This is a genomic window from Streptomyces sp. CRCS-T-1, from assembly GCF_024442335.1.
GTDB classification, from domain to species: domain Bacteria; phylum Actinomycetota; class Actinomycetes; order Streptomycetales; family Streptomycetaceae; genus Streptomyces; species Streptomyces koelreuteriae.
In genome coordinates, this window is record NZ_CP101651.1 from 7341534 (window position 1) to 7356395 (window position 14862).

18 protein-coding genes and 1 riboswitch are annotated in these 14862 nt (G+C 71.6%); of the genes, 7 read left to right on the top strand and 11 right to left on the bottom strand.

What is annotated here, in order from left to right:
- Nucleotides 1-3 precede the first annotated feature (3 nt).
- The 6 genes from NNW99_RS33300 to bioB all read right to left on the bottom strand — a co-directional run bounded on the left by NNW99_RS33300 (nt 4) and on the right by bioB (nt 5857).
- A complete protein-coding gene (locus NNW99_RS33300; protein WP_215122854.1) occupies nt 4-678 on the bottom strand; it encodes a class I SAM-dependent methyltransferase in 675 nt (224 codons plus the stop codon).
- Between the two features lie 78 nt (nt 679-756).
- Nucleotides 757-1686 (bottom strand): endonuclease/exonuclease/phosphatase family protein, encoded by a 930-nt coding sequence (locus NNW99_RS33305; RefSeq protein WP_215122855.1) that lies wholly within the window; start codon nt 1684-1686, stop codon nt 757-759.
- Nucleotides 1687-1695: 9 nt separating this feature from the next.
- Entirely contained in the window at nt 1696-2595 is a 900-nt protein-coding gene (gene bla, locus NNW99_RS33310; protein WP_215122856.1) for a class A beta-lactamase, read from the bottom strand.
- Between the two features lie 86 nt (nt 2596-2681).
- Nucleotides 2682-3407, bottom strand: coding sequence for a dethiobiotin synthase (gene bioD / locus NNW99_RS33315; RefSeq protein WP_215122857.1), 726 nt, complete (start codon nt 3405-3407; stop codon nt 2682-2684).
- A gap of 1 nt (nt 3408) precedes the next feature.
- Nucleotides 3409-4689 carry an adenosylmethionine--8-amino-7-oxononanoate transaminase gene (locus tag NNW99_RS33320; RefSeq protein WP_215122858.1) on the bottom strand — a complete coding sequence of 427 codons (1281 nt, stop codon included), beginning with the start codon at nt 4687-4689 and terminating at the stop codon, nt 3409-3411.
- Nucleotides 4682-5857 carry a biotin synthase BioB gene (gene bioB, locus NNW99_RS33325; RefSeq protein ID WP_215122859.1) on the bottom strand — a complete coding sequence of 392 codons (1176 nt, stop codon included), beginning with the start codon at nt 5855-5857 and terminating at the stop codon, nt 4682-4684. The genes NNW99_RS33320 and bioB overlap by 8 nt, the downstream gene beginning before the upstream one ends.
- A gap of 150 nt (nt 5858-6007) precedes the next feature.
- Between bioB and NNW99_RS33330 the strand changes: the two genes are divergently transcribed.
- Nucleotides 6008-7135 (top strand): 8-amino-7-oxononanoate synthase, encoded by a 1128-nt coding sequence (locus tag NNW99_RS33330; protein ID WP_215122860.1) that lies wholly within the window; start codon nt 6008-6010, stop codon nt 7133-7135.
- 81 nt (nt 7136-7216) lie between these two features.
- Here NNW99_RS33330 and NNW99_RS33335 read toward each other — a convergent pair whose 3' ends face one another.
- Both NNW99_RS33335 and NNW99_RS33340 read right to left on the bottom strand, forming a co-directional pair.
- Nucleotides 7217-7447 (bottom strand): DUF397 domain-containing protein, encoded by a 231-nt coding sequence (locus tag NNW99_RS33335; protein ID WP_215122861.1) that lies wholly within the window; start codon nt 7445-7447, stop codon nt 7217-7219.
- A gap of 9 nt (nt 7448-7456) precedes the next feature.
- Entirely contained in the window at nt 7457-8317 is an 861-nt protein-coding gene (locus tag NNW99_RS33340) for a helix-turn-helix transcriptional regulator (protein ID WP_215122862.1), read from the bottom strand.
- A gap of 213 nt (nt 8318-8530) precedes the next feature.
- On the opposite strand from NNW99_RS33340, the gene NNW99_RS33345 reads away from it, so the two are divergent.
- Complete coding sequence (locus NNW99_RS33345; protein ID WP_215122863.1) at nt 8531-8989, top strand: ATP-binding protein; 459 nt, start codon at nt 8531-8533, stop codon at nt 8987-8989.
- Nucleotides 8990-9312: 323 nt separating this feature from the next.
- Here NNW99_RS33345 and NNW99_RS33350 read toward each other — a convergent pair whose 3' ends face one another.
- The 3 genes from NNW99_RS33350 to NNW99_RS33360 form a co-directional block, all read right to left on the bottom strand.
- The gene (locus tag NNW99_RS33350) at nt 9313-9786 is read right to left on the bottom strand and encodes a C40 family peptidase (protein ID WP_215122864.1); all 474 of its coding nucleotides are present in this window, start codon (nt 9784-9786) and stop codon (nt 9313-9315) included.
- Nucleotides 9787-9789: 3 nt separating this feature from the next.
- Nucleotides 9790-10002, bottom strand: a riboswitch (cyclic di-AMP (ydaO/yuaA leader).
- A 346-nt stretch (nt 10003-10348) separates the two neighbouring features.
- A complete protein-coding gene (locus NNW99_RS33355) occupies nt 10349-10657 on the bottom strand; it encodes a hypothetical protein (protein ID WP_215122865.1) in 309 nt (102 codons plus the stop codon).
- 7 nt (nt 10658-10664) lie between these two features.
- The gene (locus NNW99_RS33360; protein WP_215122866.1) at nt 10665-11300 is read right to left on the bottom strand and encodes an ATP-dependent Clp protease proteolytic subunit; all 636 of its coding nucleotides are present in this window, start codon (nt 11298-11300) and stop codon (nt 10665-10667) included.
- Nucleotides 11301-11389: 89 nt separating this feature from the next.
- On the opposite strand from NNW99_RS33360, the gene NNW99_RS33365 reads away from it, so the two are divergent.
- The 5 genes from NNW99_RS33365 to NNW99_RS33385 all read left to right on the top strand — a co-directional run bounded on the left by NNW99_RS33365 (nt 11390) and on the right by NNW99_RS33385 (nt 14859).
- Nucleotides 11390-11677, top strand: a complete 288-nt coding sequence (locus NNW99_RS33365; RefSeq protein WP_215122867.1) for a type II toxin-antitoxin system Phd/YefM family antitoxin — start codon at nt 11390-11392, stop codon at nt 11675-11677.
- Nucleotides 11678-11833: 156 nt separating this feature from the next.
- Nucleotides 11834-12136, top strand: coding sequence for an urease subunit gamma (locus NNW99_RS33370; RefSeq protein WP_184599242.1), 303 nt, complete (start codon nt 11834-11836; stop codon nt 12134-12136).
- Between the two features lie 12 nt (nt 12137-12148).
- Nucleotides 12149-12460 (top strand): urease subunit beta, encoded by a 312-nt coding sequence (locus NNW99_RS33375; protein ID WP_215122868.1) that lies wholly within the window; start codon nt 12149-12151, stop codon nt 12458-12460.
- A complete protein-coding gene (locus NNW99_RS33380) occupies nt 12453-14174 on the top strand; it encodes an urease subunit alpha (RefSeq protein WP_215122869.1) in 1722 nt (573 codons plus the stop codon). The genes NNW99_RS33375 and NNW99_RS33380 overlap by 8 nt, the downstream gene beginning before the upstream one ends.
- Nucleotides 14175-14184: 10 nt before the next feature.
- Nucleotides 14185-14859, top strand: coding sequence for an urease accessory protein UreF (locus NNW99_RS33385; protein WP_215122870.1), 675 nt, complete (start codon nt 14185-14187; stop codon nt 14857-14859).
- The last annotated feature ends 3 nt before the right edge of the window (nt 14860-14862 follow it).

Genomic DNA, 14862 nt, shown 5'->3' on the forward strand with positions numbered 1-14862 from the left:
TGACTAGCTGCCGACCGGGCGCCATGCCGTGCCCAGCACGCAGTACGAGGTGGGCAGCGCAGGTCCCTGCTCCGGCATCAGCACCCGCCGGTAGGGGCCGAGTTCGAAACCGGCGTCGCGCAGCGCCCGCACCGGCTCCCGCGACAGATGGCAGCCGCCGTTCAGAACCGGCCACACCGTCCGGTCCAGCGCGCGCTGGCTGAGGGTCATCACCCGGCCGCCGCCCCGGCCGTGCTCGAAGAACCGCACCTCACCACCCGGCCGCAGCACCCGCCGCAGCTCCCCGAGCGCCCGGGGCACGTCCCGCACACTGCACAGCACCAGCGACACCACCGCCGCGTCGAATCCCTCGCTCTTGACCGGCAGCGCCTCGGCCGCCCCCGGCACCACGTCCACCGGCACCTCGGCGCGCAGGGCGGCCTCCACGGCCAGCTTCCGCAGCCGCCGCTCCGGTTCGATGGCCACGACCTCCGAGACGGTGCCCGGGTAGTGCGCGAAGTTCAGCCCGTTGCCCGCGCCGATCTCGAGCACCCGCCCGGACAGCCCGTCGAGCAGTCTCCCGCGCACCCTGCCCATACCCATCCGGGTCTCGGCGGCGACGCTGATCCGGGCGTAGTAGCGGGCGAACAGCGGATGGTGCACGGCATCCCGCGGCACCTTGCCGGAGCGGAGCGGCATGGAGACCTCCCTGCTAGGCGGACCTACCGGGATTGTCCCCCGCGCGACCCCGCCGCACCCCTGCCGCCGCCGACTCGACTAGCCCAGACGGACCCGCCCCAGCACCGGAAGGTGGTCACTCCCGGTCGCGTCCAGAGCGGACACCTCCGTCACCTCGGCTCCTCTCCCCAGCACCTGGTCGATCCGCGCCACCGGGAAGGCGGCCGGCCAACTGAACGCGAACCTCGAGGAAGGGGCGTCCAGTTGGGAGGTGAGCGGTCCGAGTCCCCGGTCCCACACCGTGCCGTTGAGGTCGCCCATCAGCAGGAGCCTCTCCGCCGGGTCGTCCGCGATCCGCGCCCCGAGCAGCGCCGCGCTCTCGTCACGGGCCGCCGACGCCAGACCCGTCGGGCCCAGCCGGACGGACGGCAGATGGACCACATACACCGCGACCTCTCCACCGGGCGCGGACACCGTGGCCCGCAGGCCGCGCTGCCAGCTCTCCGGGAAGCCCTCGGGCCGGATGTCCACGGGTCTTACGTCCGACAGGGGCCAGGCCGACCACAGACCCACCGTGCCGTGCACCGCCCGGTGCGGCCGGGAGGCGCCCAGGACCTTCTGGTACGCGGGCCGTGCGGCAGCCGTCAGTTCCTCGACGGCCACCAGCTGCGCACCCGTGGCGAGCAGCGCCCGTGCGGTTCCGGAGCGGTCGGCGTTGTCATCGGCCACGTTGTGCTGGACCACCGTCAGGTCGTGGGACTCCGGGGGCGAGGAGAACCACTGCCCGCCGAACATCCAGAACCAGACGGCCATCGGCGCGAGGCAGGCGAGCAGCCCGGCCTTCGACCGCTTGAGCGCGGCGAGGCAGCCGAGCAGAGGAACGGCCACGCCCAGCCACGGCAGGAACGTCTCCAGGAGACTTCCGAGCCGTCCCACCCCGCCCGGCACGGCGGAGTGCAGGGCCAGGAGGCCGGCGACACCGACGGCGCCCGCGACGAGCCAGGCGTCCCACGACCGCCCCTCACTCACCCGTGCTCCCTAGCCCAGTTCCGACGCCAGCAGCGCGGCGGCATCGGCCACCAGCGGGTTGTCGGACGGGGCGTCCTCCTCCGGCTGGGTGGTCAGGACGGACATCACGATCGGCGGACCGTCCGGCGGCCAGGTGATGCCCACGTCGTTGTTGCCGCCGTAGCGTCCGCCGCCGGTCTTGTCGGCGACCAGCCAGTCCGCGGGCAGCGCCTTGCGGAACTTCTCGCCGCTCGTGGTGTTGCGCAGCAGCCAGTCCGTGAGCCGCGCGCGGTCCCGGGACTCCAGGGCGTCGCCGAGCACCAGACGGGCGTAGGTCAGGCCGATGGCGCGCGGGGAGGTCGTGTCGGTCACGCGCCATGGCTCCGCGCTGTTGAGCTCGGGCTCCCAGCGGTCCAGCCGGGTGACCCGGTCACCGATCGAGCGGCAGAAGCGCGTGACGGCCTTCGGCCCGCCCAGCTCCACGAGCAGCAGATTGCCCGCGGTGTTGTCGCTGAAGCGGATGGTGGCGTCGCAGAGTTCACCGACGGTCATGCCGGTCGCGACGTTCTCCTTGGTTATCGGGGAGTAGCCCGACTTCGTGACGTAGTCCTGCGTGTAGTGGACGCGCTTGGCCAGGAACTCGCCGTCGCGGTCCAGGTCCCGCAGGACGGCAGCGGCGGCCAGCGTCTTGAACACCGAGGCCATCGGGAAGCGCTCGTCCGCCCGGTAGGCCACGGTCCGGCCCGAGCGCAGATTGCGGGCGTACACCCCCAGCCGTGCGGTGTGCTTCTGCTCCAGCTCCCGCAGCCGTGCGGTGACACCGCCCGTGGCGGGCAGCGCGTGGGCCGTGCCGCCGCCCAGCGAGAGAGCGGCGGCCGTGCCCACGGCGAGGGCCGTGCGGCGGGACAGGCGTGCGTGTGTCGCGTGCAAGGTGTTCCCTCCAGAGGTGATCACGTACGTAGTCCAACACGCGATCACGTCCGCGCCGGTTTCACCGCGCGCCCGCCCGTCCGGACTCAGGACGCCGGGGGCGCCTCCCGCATCCGGAACGCCTCCGCGTCCCACGTACCGTCCAGACGCGGCGCCAGCCAGTGCGGCGCCGCCGACCGGAAGGCGGCGGGGGAGAGGCCTCCGGCCCCGGCGGGAACGGAGCCCAGCAGCGGCGCTCCGGCCACATCCGGCAGGTCCGCGAGATTGCAGCGCGCCGCGAGATCCGGGTCCGCGGGCCAGCTCCCGATCACGATCCCGGCCAGGTCCAGCCCCCGGGAGCGCAGCTCACGCGCCGTCAGCTCCGTCGTGTTCAACGTGCCGAGCCCCGCGGGCGCCACGACCAGCACCGGCGCCGACAGCAGCCGGGCCGCGTCCGCCAGGGTGCCGCCGGCCGCGTCGAACCGGACGAGCAGTCCGCCCGCCCCCTCGACCAGCACCAGGTCGTGCTCGGCGGCCAGCTTGGCGGCGGCGTCCGCGACCTCGTGCGGATGCACCGGGGCGCGACCGGCCCGGCGGGCGGCCGTGGCCGGCGCCAACGGCTCGGGATACCGGGCGAGTTCGGCCGTCGTCACGGCGCCCGCGAGCCGCCCGACCTCGGCGGCGTCCCCCGGCTCGTCCGGCCGTACGCCCGTCTGCGCGGCCTTCAGCACGGCCACCGAACGGCCCGCCGCCCTCGCCGTCGCGGCGACGGCGGCGGTCACGACCGTCTTGCCGACCTCCGTGCCCGTGCCCGTGATCACCAGTACCGGCATGTCATCCCTCCCGCGCCGCCGCGCACACCGCCCGCGCGATCCGCGCCACGTCCGCGTCGCCGGTGACGTACGGCGGCATCGTGTAGATCAGATCGCGGAACGGCCGCAGCCACACACCCTCGCGTACGGCGGCCTCGGTGGCCGCCTTCATGTCCACGGCGTGATCGAGCTGCACGACCCCGATGGCGCCGAGGACCCGCACATCCGTCACGCCCGGCAGCTCCGAGGCCGCCGACAGCCCGTCCCGCAGCCCCGCCTCGATCCGCTTGACCTCCGCGAGCCAGTCCTGGCCGAGCAACAGCTCGATCGAGGCACAGGCCACGGACGCGGCCAGCGGATTGCCCATGAAGGTCGGGCCGTGCGCGAGCACCGGCACCTCGCCCCGCGAGATCCCGTCGGCCACCCGCGCGGTGCACAGCGTCGCCGCCATGGTCAGATAACCGCCGGTCAGCGCCTTGCCCACGCACATCACATCCGGCGTCACGGCCGCGTGCTCCGCCGCGAACAGCGCGCCCGTACGGCCGAAACCGGTCGCGATCTCGTCGAACACCAGCAGCACGTCGTGCGCGTCGCACGCCTCGCGCAGCACCCGCAGATAGGCGGGGGAGTGGAAGCGCATCCCGCCCGCGCCCTGCACCACCGGCTCGACGATCACCGCCGCCAGCTCGTCGGCGTGCCGCTCGACCGTCGTGCGCAGCTGCTCGGCGTACGCCTCGTCGTACTCGGCGGGCGGCGCGTCCGCGAACACCTGACGCTGGAGCACCCCGGTCCACAGCTCGTGCATCCCGCCCTCGGGATCGCACACCGACATCGGCTGCCAGGTGTCCCCGTGATAGCCGCCGCGCCAGGTCAGCAGCCGCTGCTTGCCGGGACGGCCCAGCGAACGCCAGTACTGCAGGCACATCTTGACCGCGACCTCGACCGACACGGACCCCGAGTCGGCGAGGAAGACATGCTCGAGCCCGTCGGGCGACATATCGACAAGGAGCTTCGCCAGGCGTACGGCGGGCTCGTGGGTGAGCCCGCCGAACATCACATGGCTCATTCGCTCCAGCTGCCCGCGCGCCGCCTCGTTGAGCACCGGGTGGTTGTAGCCGTGGATCGCCGACCACCAGGACGACATGCCGTCGACGAGCTCTCCCGAGCCGTCGGCGAGCCGCATCCGAACCCCGCTCGCCGACTCCACGACGAGCGGTTCCTGCCGTCCGGGCATGGGGCCGTACGGATGCCACACATGCCGCCGGTCGAGCTCCAGCAGCTCGGGCACCGTCCGCTCAGGCATTGGGCGCGAGGTCCGTCCCGGCGCCCCGGCGGCGCACGGCGACCAGATCGGTCCGGGCATCGGCGGACGTACGGGACTCGGAGACCTCCGGGGCCGCGTCGGCGGAACCGCAGCCTCCACCGCCCTCGGAACCGCACACCCCGCCACCGTCGTGGCAGCCGCCGGAACGGTGCTCGGGCAGCGTCACCTGGTCGGTGCCCTCCACCTCGAAGCCGGCGTCCGCGATCATCTCCAGGTCGGCCTTGCCCGCCTGGCCCTCGGTGGTCAGGTAGTCGCCGAGGAAGATCGAGTTGGCCAGGTTCAGGGCGAGCGGCTGCATCGAGCGCAGATGGACCTCCCGCCCGCCCGCGATGCGCACCTCGACGTCCGGGCACACGAAGCGCACCATCGCCAGGATCCTGAGACAGCGCTGCGGGGTGAGGTTCCACTCCTTGGCCAGCGGGGTGCCCTCGACCGGGATCAGGAAGTTGACCGGAACCGAGTCCGGGTCCAGCTCGCGCAGCGAGTAGACGACGTCCACCAGGTCCGCGTCCGACTCGCCCATGCCGGCGATCAGCCCGGAGCAGGCGGAGAGGCCCGCCGCGTGCGCCTTCTCGACCGTGTCCACCCGGTCGGCGTAGGTGTGCGTGGTCGTGATCTCCCCGTACGTCGCCTCGGACGTGTTGAGGTTGTGGTTGTAGGCGTCGGCGCCCGCCTCGCGCAGCCGCTCGGCCTGACCGTCGGAGAGCAGTCCGAGACAGGCGCACACCTCGACGCCCTCGTTGCTCTCCTTGATGGCCTTGATCGTGTCGGAGACCCGGTCCACGTCCCGGTCGGTCGGACCGCGCCCGCTCGCTACCAGGCACACACGCTTGGCGCCCCCGGCCACACCGGCCGCCGCCGCGTCGGACGCCTGGTCGGGTTTGAGCCAGGTGTACTTGAGGATCCCCGTCTGTGAGCCGAGCCGCTGCGAACAGTAGGAGCAGTCCTCGGGACACAGGCCGGACTTCAGGTTGACGAGATAGTTGAGTTTCACCCGTCGGCCGAACCAGTGCCGGCGCACCTTCCCGGCCGCGGCCACCACATCGAGCAGGTCGTCGTCGGTCGTGGCGAGGACGGCGAGTGCCTCTTCGCGGGTCGGCAGCTCGCGCCGAAGCCCCTTGTCCACCAGCGTGTTCAGCAGGTCCATGAAAGCCGATCCTGTCCTACGCACCCGCTCCGGGCCAAGGAGAGTTCGCACAACAGAGTCGCTTCGAGGTGTGGGTATTGCCACATACTGACCTGCTGGTGGTCCCGCTAGTGTCTGTGCACTGCCTACAAAATTCCCGGAGGACCACCCATGGCGTTCGGCTGGATCGACGAGCAGGCGCGAGTGCGCCGCCGCGCCGGACTCGTACGGACTCTGCGCCCCCGTCCGGCCGTATCGCCGCTCCTCGATCTGGCGAGCAACGACTACCTGGGGCTGGCCCGGCACCCCGAGGTCACCGAGGGCGCGGCCCGTGCCGCGCGGGACTGGGGCGGTGGCTCCACCGGCTCCCGGCTGGTCACCGGCAGCACCGAACTGCACGCGGAACTGGAACGGGAACTGGCCGAATTCTGCGGGTTCGAGGCGGCCCTCGTCTTCTCCTCCGGCTACGCGGCCAACCTCGCGGCGGTCACCGCTCTGGCCCCGCACGGCTCTCTGATCGTCTCCGACGCGGGCAACCACGCCTCGCTCATCGACGGCTGCCGGCTGGCCCGCGGCACCACCCAGGTGGTGGCGCACGCCGAGCCGGACGCCGTGCGCAAGGCGCTCTCGGCCCACGAGGGCACGGCGATCACGGTGTCCGACACGGTCTTCTCGGTCGACGGCGACGCGGCCCCGCTCACGGCCCTCGCCGAGGCCTGCCGGGAGCACGGCGCCGGGCTGGTGGTCGACGACGCCCACGGCCTGGGCGTCCTCGGCGACGGCGGCCGGGGCGGCCCGCACGCGGCGGGGCTCGCGGGCGCCGACGACGTCGTCGTCACGGTCACGCTGTCCAAGTCGCTCGGCAGCCAGGGCGGAGCCGTCCTCGGCCCCGCCCGGGTGATCGACCACCTGGTCAACGCGGCACGGACGTTCATCTTCGACACGGGACTCGCCCCCGCGGCTGCGGGCGCGGCCCTGGCGGCCCTGCGGCTGCTGCGCCGCGAACCGGAACGTGCGGCACGGGCCCGCGCGGTGGCGGGCGAACTGCACGCACGCCTGACCGCCGCGGGTCTGGAAGCGGTACGTCCGGACGCCGCGGTGGTCTCGGTGCGTGCGCCCTCTCCCGAGGACGCCGTGCGCTGGGCGGCCGAATGCCGCGCGTCGGGCCTGGCCGTGGGCTGCTTCCGTCCTCCTTCCGTGCCCGACGGCATCTCACGACTCAGGCTGACCGCCCGCGCGGATCTGGCCGGCGAACAGATCGAACGCGCTGTACGGCTGATCGGCGAGACGCGGCCATGAGTCGGCGTGACACGGCCGGGCGTCGCACGATGATGGACTGAACAGTCCCGGTCTGAACGATGACGGTCTGATCAGAAACGGTCAGATGTGGTCGACCGCGGCCGTGAACTCCGCCCAGCTCCTCGACGAGAAGAGCAGCGCGGGCCCGGCCGGGTCCTTGGAGTCGCGCACGGCGAGCAGCCCGGCCCAGGGTGGGGTCTGCGGACACGCGGTCTCGACGCAGTTGTTCGCGCCGGTGCTGTAGCTGCTGCGCAACCACCGCACACCGTGCAGTTCGATGCTTGAGGGGACATGACGAGGCAGTGCACGCATGGTGCCTCCTTACGCGCCGGCGGCTGTCCCGGCGATGTAATCCAACGAGTCCTCGGGCGAAAGGGCGTGGATCTGAAGGGCGTTGAAGGCCTCCGTGTAGGCCTGGAGGTCTTCTTTCCGTTCGAGGTAGAGGCTACTCGTCAAGTGGTCGAGAACAACCACGTTCAGATCAGAAGTGCTCGAAAATGAGAAAACAACGAAAGGGCCGGTGACTCCGATGTGCGCCCCGGCGGCGAACGGCAGTACCTGGAGCCGCACTTGGGGCAGGCGCGCCGCCTCGACCAGCCGTTCCAGCTGCCGGGCCATCACTCCGGGCCCGCCCACCTCCCGCCGCAGCACGGCCTCGTCCAGGACGGCGCTCAGCTCCAGCGGCGGATCCGCGCGCAGCACGTCCTGCCGGGCCAGTCGCACCTCGACCAGCGTGTCGAGCCGGTCCTCCGACAGTCCCTCCACGGCGGCCTTCGTCACCGCACGCGCGTACTCGGGCGTCTGGAGCAGCCCCGGGACGACGGTGGTCTCCAGCGTGCGCATCGCCGTGGCCTGGGACTCCAGGCTGATGAAGTCCCGGTAGGTCGGCGGCAGCACCCCTCGGTAGGCGTGCCACCAGTGGTGCCGGCCGCTCCCGTCCTCGGACTCCGCCAACACCAGGAGCAGTTCGCGGAGTTGGCAGTCCGCCACACCGTAGGCGTCGAGGAGTAACCGCACATCGGCCGGTTTCACCCCGCTCGTGCCCGTCTCGATCCGGCTGACCTTGGACTGGTGCCAGCCCACCAGCCGGGCCGCCTCACCACTGGTGAGACCCGCCGAGGTGCGCAGCGCGCGCAGTTCGGCGCCCAGTTTCCGGCGGCGCACCGCGGGACCGTGCTGCATGGGCTTCTCCTTACTCCTTCCGAGCCACCCGAATACGGTCTCGCGTCGTAGAGTTCACCGCTTTGGGCGACAGATATATGCATATCTTGGTGGATCGCCGCCCTTCGCGGGTGTTCTGGTGGCACTCTGGCGGCGATGCACCAGTCCGGGACCGTACTCGAACCATCCGCTCCATGTCGGACTCCGGTCCCGTGGGAAAGGGACGACGTCGCCATGGCAGACCATCTGGAATCATCCGTCACTCTGCCGAGCGATCCCGCCTCGGTCTCCGCAGCGCGTGTCTACGTGGTGGACACGCTGACGGAGTGGGGTCTGCCGGCGGACACGGAGGTGTCCGACACCGTCCGGCTCATCATCTCCGAGCTCGCCACCAACGCCGTCCAGCACACCTTCGGGCAGTCGCCCACGTTCACGGTGGACGTCGTGCTCGACCGCGACGAGCGGCTGCATATCGGTGTCACGGACAGCCACCCGCGGTTCCCCAGACGGCTCCCCGCCGCCGTCCAGCAGGACAACGGCCGCGGTCTGGTCATCATCCGCTGGCTGACCGCCGAATGCGGCGGCAGGCTCAGGATCCGCCCCACCCGTGAGGGCGGCAAGACCATCTCGGTCGAACTTCCGTGGACCGTCCCGGCCCAGCCCATGACGGCGGCGGGACAGCAGGAGCCGTAGCCTCGGCGCGCCGGCCCCGAGCGCGCGCACGCCCCGTCGGCGTGAGCGACGTCCGCGCCGCCCTCTCCCCGAAGCCTGGCATCACCGCCGCGGCGACGCCTCTCGGCGCGACGCTCCTCCTCCCCGACGCGGTGCGGGGTTCCTGACGGCGCCTCGGCGCGCCGCCTCGTGGACAGCGGGCTCCGGATCCCCGCAGCCGCCGTTCGATCTCTACGCCCGTCCGGGTGGCCCGGACCTCTTGGAGCTGCTCGACCACCATGCGGTGGGCGCGCTGGAGTGGGCGTGCGGCGGTGTGTCTCAGGCGTCGCCGCACGCCCGTCGGGTTACTTCACGCGCCCGTACCAGACGCTCTTGGTCCAGATCTTCTGCAGCCGCACCACGTCCCCGCTCTTGGGGGCGTGCCAGAGCTTGTTCTTACCCGCGTAGATACCCACGTGGTACACGTTCCGGCCCGAGTGGAAGAACACCAGGTCTCCGGCCTTGCGGTTCTGGGCGGAGATGTGGCGGGTCTTGTTGTACTGCTGGGCGGCCGTGCGCGGCAGCTTCTTGCCGACCTTCTTGAACGAGTACAGCGTCAGGCCCGAGCAGTCGAACCGGTGCGGGCCGACGGCGCCGTACTTGTAGGGCGATCCCTTCTTCGAGGCCGCTATCTGGAGTGCCTTGGTCGCCGGCGTGGCCGCCGCTGCCTCGGAGGAGAAGCCGGGGGCCACGATCGAGCCGCCCACGGCGGCGATGGTGAGGGCCGAGGCCGTACCGGCTCGGGCCATCAGCGACGGGACACGATTGAGCGCAGTCATGCGCAACCCTTCGTCAGCCGCCTGTGAAGGATGACCTGTCGGATTCGGGCTGGCGAAGTTGCCCGGCCGCTGACGCGGCTTCACCCCAAGGGCTGCTCGGGTCCGGTCATGGCGTGACCGTCCCGGCGACCCGTCGTGCTTGGGTCCTCCACTCCTGCCGATCCACTCCTGTCGACCGGTCATCCAGGCGGCGGCAGGACTCGGCGTCCGCCCGGATCGCCCCGCCGCTGTGGCGGGGGCTTGTCGTCAGTCAGGGATCTTGACTGATGGTTGTCATGAAATCCCAACGGAACCGGGGATTTGTGTTGTTACTCACCACTCACCCGTTCGGGTGGACACGTCTGTGTTCGACCGGGTGTCCACCCCGCCGCGCACCGTCGGACCAGCGACGGAATGTCCCATTCCGCCCCTCGACCCCGCGCGTCGCGCAACCGTGACGGTCCAAAAATTGGTGTCCCGTCTACTCCGAACAGCGGTACGTCGTTTGGCTCGTTTCGACTCAAGCGCGGACGTCACGTCGACAGAGCAGGGTCCCGGAGCCGACGGATCCGCCGGCTCCGCGTCAACCGACGGACTCCGGGGGCAGGGCGACGCGGGCGGTGCGGCGCTCGCCGTCCAGCACCCGCAGCGCCCGGGCCAGTGTGTCGGCGTGCAGTTCCGTCTCGCCCCGCTGGTGCATCAGGGCCAGTGCGTCCCGCAGCGCGGTCGCCTTGCCGACCAGGGCCTGCGCGGCCCTCAGTCCGCGGTAGGTGTCGCCGTGCAGCGCCGGATTGATCCGGCCCAGCAGGTCCACGACCTCGAGGTAACGGTCGATCAGCTCCGCCTCCGCGCGGGTCAGGGCGGGCAGCGGAGGCAGTTCGGGAGGCAGCACCGGCGGCTCACCGTCCGGTCGGCGCGGCCATGGTGGCCTTGCGGTCGGGGACGATCCGGTCCACCAGGCCGTACTCCACCGCCTCCTGGGCGGTGAGCACCTTGTCCCGCTCGATGTCCTCGCTCACCTGCTCCCGGGTGCGGCCGGTGTGCAGCGCGAGCATCTCCTCCATGCGGGTCCGGATCCGCGTCAGCTCGTCGGCCTGGATCGCCAGATCACTGGCCTGTCCCTGGACCGGCTCGGGCAGGGCGGGCTGATGGATCACCAGACGCGCGTCCGGCAGCATGGACCGCTTGCCCGGCGTGCCGGCCGCCAGCAGCACCGTGGCGGCCGCCCCGGCCTGGCCCAGGCAGACCGTCTCCACGTCGCAGGTGACGTAGCGCATCGTGTCGTAGAGGGCGGTCATCGCGTGGAACGCGCCGCCGGGGGAGTTGATGTAGAGCTGGATGTCGCGGTCCGGGGCCTGGTGCTCGAGGTACATGAACTGGGCCATCACGTCGTTCGCCGAGATCTCGTCCACCGGCGTCCCGAGAAAGACGATCCGCTCCTCCAGCAGCTTCGAGTACGGGTCCATGGTCCGTTGCCCGGAACTCGTGCGTTCCGTGAGCTCGGGCAGCACGTGACGGGCGGACGGTCGGGTCATGGTGAACCCCTCCTCGCGGCAGGGCTGTCCTCGGCGACAGCTTCCTCTGTGAAAAATGTACAGGACGTACATCGCGTTATGATGAGGACATGGCCTACGAGATTCCGGTGACGCAAGCCAGGGCTGAGCTCGCCGACCTGATCAACCGCGTGGTGTACGCCGGTGAGCGCGTCGTCGTCACCCGGCACGGCAAGCCCCTCGTCGCCCTCGTCTCGGCCGATGACCTGCGCCGACTCGAAGAGGCCCAGGAGCTCGCGGAGACCGCCGAGGAGCAGGTGGTCAGCGCCGTCTCCACGGTCCGCGAGGTCGCGTCCGCTCCTCGCGAACGGCAGCGGTTCGGGATCGCGGCGGAGCATCGGGGGGCCGGCCCGGCGTAGCTTTCCGGGCGCGTCGCACAGGCCTGGAGGATCACAGCTCGGTTAACGTGCCCGAAACCCGGTCCAACTAGCCTGCCGCCACGCCACCAGGGCTTTTCCCCGGGGCTGCGGCAGCCGGGCCCCGCACGGTCCGGAGCGAGGACTGTGAGGTGGGACGTGCAACTGACCCCGCACGAGCAAGAGAGACTGCTGATCCACGTCGCGGCCGACGTGGCCGAGAAGCGCAGGGCCCGCGGGCTGAGGCTGAACCACCCCGAGGCGGTCGCGCTCATCACCTCGCACCTCCTCGAAGGCGCCCGGGACGGCCGTACCGTCGCCGAACTCATGTCCTCCGGACGCAAGCTGCTCACCCGGGACGACGTCATGGAGGGCATCCCGGAGATGATCCACGACGTCCAGGTCGAGGCCACCTTCCCGGACGGCACCAAGCTCGTCACCGTCCACGACCCGATCGTCTGACGGGGAGCCGCCGTGATTCCCGGAGAGATCCTCTTCGCCGAGGACCCGATTGCGTACAACGAGGGCCGCGAGGTCACCCGGCTGACCGTCCTCAACGCCGCCGACCGGCCCGTCCAGGTCGGCTCCCACTACCACTTCGCCGAGGCCAACCCCGGCCTGGAGTTCGACCGCGCCGCGGCCCGCGGAAAGCGGCTGAACGTCGCCGCCGGGACGGCCGTGCGCTTCGAACCCGGGATCCCCGTCGACGTCGAACTCGTTCCGCTCACCGGCGCCCGTGTCGTGCCCGGACTGCGCGGTGAGACCGGAGGTGCCCTCGATGCCTGAGATCTCACGTGCCGCGTACGCAGACCTGTTCGGCCCGACGACCGGCGACCGGATCCGGCTCGCCGACACCGATCTGCTGGTGGAGATCGAGGAGGACCGCTCCGGCGGCCCCGGCCGCGCCGGTGACGAGGCCGTGTTCGGCGGCGGCAAGGTCATCCGCGAGTCCATGGGCCAGGCGCGTGCCACGCGGGCGGAGGGTACCCCCGACACCGTGATCACCGGCGCGGTGATCATCGACCACTGGGGGATCGTCAAGGCCGACGTCGGCGTCCGCGACGGCCGGATCACCGGCATCGGCAAGGCCGGCAACCCCGACACCATGGACGGCGTCCACCCGGACCTGGTCATCGGCCCGGAGACCGAGATCATCGCCGGCAACGGGCGGATCCTCACGGCCGGCGCCATCGACGCGCACGTCCACTTCATCTGCCCGCAGATCGCCGACGAGGCGCTCTCGGCGGGCATCACGACCCTCGTCGGCGGCGGTACGGGCCCGGCCGAGGGCTCCAAGGCCACCACCGTGACCCCCGGCCCCTGGCATCTCGCGCGGATGCTGGAGGCGATGGAGGCCTTCCCGCTCAACATCGGCCTGCTGGGCAAGGGCAATACCGTCTCGCACGAGGCGATGCTGTCGCAGATCCGCGGCGGCGCGCTCGGCCTGAAGCTGCACGAGGACTGGGGCTCGACCCCGGCCGTCATCGACGCCTCGCTGACCGTCGCAGAGCAGACCGGCATCCAGGTCGCCATTCACACGGACACGCTCAACGAGGCCGGGTTCGTCGGCGACACGCTCGCCGCGATCGCCGGGCGGGGCATCCACGCGTACCACACCGAGGGCGCGGGCGGCGGGCACGCGCCGGACATCATGACCGTGGTCTCCGAGTCGTACGTGCTGCCGAGCTCCACCAATCCGACCCGGCCGTTCACCGTCAACACCGCCGAGGAACACCTCGACATGCTGATGGTCTGCCACCACCTCAACCCGGCGGTGCCGGAGGACCTGGCCTTCGCCGAGTCCCGGATCCGGCCGTCCACGATCGGCGCCGAGGATGTGCTGCACGACCTGGGCGCGATCTCGATCATCTCCTCCGACTCCCAGGCCATGGGGCGCGTCGGCGAGGTCGTCATGCGGACCTGGCAGACCGCGCATGTGATGAAGCGGCGGCGGGGCGCCCTGCCCGGGGACGGACGCGCCGACAACCGTCGGGTGCGTCGCTATGTCGCCAAGTACACGATCAACCCGGCGCTCGCCCAGGGCCTGGCCCGGGAGATCGGGTCGGTCGAGAGCGGCAAGCTGGCCGACCTGGTGCTGTGGGAACCGGCGTTCTTCGGCGTCAAGCCGCAGCTCGTCATCAAGGGCGGGCAGATCGCGTACGCGCAGATGGGCGACGCCAACGCCTCGATCCCCACACCGCAGCCGATCCTGCCGCGCCCGATGTACGGGGCGATCGGGCGGGCACCGGCCGCCAACTCCTTCAACTTCGTCGCCCCCTTGGCCGTCGAGGACGGGCTGCCTGAGCGGCTGGGCCTCGGCAAGCGCTTCGTGGCGATCGACTCGACGCGCGGGGTCACCAAGGCCGACATGCGGGAGAACGACGCGCGCCCGGACGTGCGGGTCGACCCCGACAGCTTCGCGGTGTACATCGACGGGGCAGCGGTCGAGGCGGAGCCCGCGGCCGAACTCCCCATGGCGCAGCGCTACTTCCTGTTCTGAGGACGCCCTGATGTCACGAGCAGCGCTTCTCGTCCTGGCCGACGGCCGTTTCCCCGCCGGCGGCCACGCACACTCCGGCGGGGCCGAGGCCGCGGTCAAGGCCGGGCGCATCAAGGGAGCGGCGAGCCTCGCCGACTTCTGCCGGGGGCGCCTGCACACGGCCGGATCGGTCGCCGCGGCGCTCTCGGCCGCCGCCGCGCTCGGCATCGACCCCGTCACGCTGGACCGTGCCGCGGACGCCCGTACGCCCTCGCCCGCGCTGCGGGTCGCCGCACGCAGGCTGGGCCGCCAGCTCATGCGGGCCGCCCGTTCGACCTGGCCGTCCGCTGAACTGGACGCCTTGGCACGCGAGTTCCCCAAGGGCGCCCATCAGCCGGTCGTGCTCGGCCTGACGGCCCGGGCGGCCGGTCTCGGACCGGTCGACGCGGCGTACTGCGCGGCCTACGAGAGCGTGAGCGGCCCGGCCACGGCGACCGTCCGCCTGCTGAGCCTGGACCCCTTCGACGCGACGGGCGTACTGGCCCGTCTGGCACCGGAGTTGGACCAAGTCGTGGACCGCGCGGTGGAGGCGGCGCGGAGAGTCGTCGACGAGGGGGTCGACGCGTTGCCGGCGGGCTCGGCACCATTGCTGGAGATCGGAGCGGAGGTGCACGCGGGCTGGCCGGTACGCCTGTTCGCCTCGTAGCCG